Here is a 1,799-nt window from a genome sequence, read left to right on the forward strand (position 1 = left end):
CTCCCGCGCAAGGGCGGCGACGCGCACCAGCAGCATCGACCGCGCCGTCAGCGGCGGCGCAACGGGCGCCACGCCTTCGGCGAGGGCTGCGGCGGTGGCGGCATCCGCTCGCACCACGTGCTCCCATTCCGGGTGGGCGGCGAGCGCCTCCCAGTACTGCGCCTCATCTTCGTGCGACAGCGCGTTCAGGGCATGACCGGCGGCGAGCTCGGCGAATTCCTGCTCGGTCATGCGGTCACCCCCATCGCGGAGCGCAGGCGCGACAGTCCGTCGCGCATCCGGGTCTTGACCGTTCCGAGGGGCGCACCCACCAGCACAGCGATCTCGCTCTGGCTGTAGCCGCCGTAGTAGGCCAAAACGATCGCTTCACGCTGGGCGACGGGGAGGGTCGACAGCGCACTGGCCACCTTCTGCCCCTCCACCTTCAGCTCCACTTGGTCGGCGACGTCGTCGTGTGCGACGTCGAGGTCACGCAGGCCCGCTCTGCGGTCGCGGTCGGCACTGGACTGCGAGGCCCGCACCCGGTCCACCGCGCGGCGGTGGGCCATGGTCAGGACCCACGATCTTCCCTGCCCCTTGTTCGGAGCGAACCGCCCGGCGGATTGCCACACCTCCAGGAACACTTCCTGCAGCACCTCTTCGCTCTGCGCCCGGTCGACCAGCACGCGGACGATCAAGCCGAACACTCGCGGCGACAGCATGTCGTACAGCCGGGCGAAGGCGCCTTGGTCTCCGGCGGCAACACGAACGAGGAGGTCGGCGGCGTGGTCGTGCGCCGGTCCGTCCTCCGGCACATCCACGCCGTCGATGACCATCCAGTCCAGCATGCACTAATCCCCTCGTCCGCGCCCGGTTCCGCCCGTCACCCGAAGGTGAAGGAATAGGCCTGCACGCCGGCCGGCACGGAGATCTCGATGACGCCGTCGCGGGGCTCGCCGGCCTCGACGAGCGGGTACGACCGCGGGGTGCCGCCGACATCGAGGGTCGACGCCGGCTCGCCGTCGACCTGCACCTGCACCTGTCCCTCCCCGGCCAACACCATCCGCACTTCGCCGCCCGTGAAGCGCAGGCGGATGCCGCCCTCGTCGCCGGTCGGCGTGACGAACTGGGTCTGCACGTCCCACTCCCCCTCGAGCGCGAACGAGTCCTCGGGCTGGTCGTCGGGGTACGCGAACGAGCGAACACCGGCGCGGTAGCGCTCCTCCCCGCCGTAGTTGACGTCCTTGCCCGAGCCCAGGAACGTCTCGGGCGTCGTCGCCCCTGCCTCGGGGGTGAGGTCGGCGACGTCGGTGGCCTGCGGCAGCGTCGCATCCGCATCGGCGTCTTGCAGCAGCTCGCGGATCATCGCCTCGGTGGCGGCGTAGTTGCCCTCACCGAAGGAGATGTGGCGCACGGTGCCCTCGGCGTCGATCAGGTAGTGGGCAGGCCAGAAGCGGTTGCGGTAGTTGGTCCACGTCGACAGGGAGTTGTCGAGGGCCACCGGGTACTCGATCCCGAAGTCCGCCGTGCCGGCGGCGACGTTGGCGGCATCCTTCTCGAAGGCGTACTCCGGCGAATGGATGCCGATGACCTGAAGCCCCGCATCGCGGTAGGCGTCGTCCCAGGCGACGACGTGCGGAATGGACCGCTGGCAGTTGATGCACGAGTACGCCCAGAAGTCGATGAGCACCACCTGGCCTCGCAGATCCGCCAGGTCGATGCCGGCGCCCTCCGGCGTGTTCAGCCACGCCTCGATCCCCCGGATGCCGGGGGCGGTGCCGCACGACTCCAGCTCGGTCGCGCCGTTGGTGCAGTTGTCG

General features: G+C 70.1%; 2 protein-coding genes and 1 pseudogene. All 3 read right to left on the reverse strand.

Going from position 1 to position 1,799, the window contains the following annotated elements; genetic code table 11:
• Positions 1 to 231: pseudogene (locus tag NQ160_RS22350) on the reverse strand (anti-sigma factor); the annotation flags it as partial.
• Positions 228 to 827, reverse strand: a complete 600-nt coding sequence (gene sigK, locus NQ160_RS22355) for an ECF RNA polymerase sigma factor SigK (protein WP_257517234.1) — start codon at positions 825 to 827, stop codon at positions 228 to 230. The pseudogene NQ160_RS22350 and the gene sigK, both read right to left, overlap by 4 nt.
• A 35-nt stretch (positions 828 to 862) precedes the next feature.
• Positions 863 to 1,799, reverse strand: a 937-nt coding sequence (locus NQ160_RS22360; protein WP_257517235.1) for a redoxin domain-containing protein, incomplete at its 5' end; no start/stop codon positions are given.

The organism is Microbacterium sp. zg.Y909 (genome assembly GCF_024626565.1).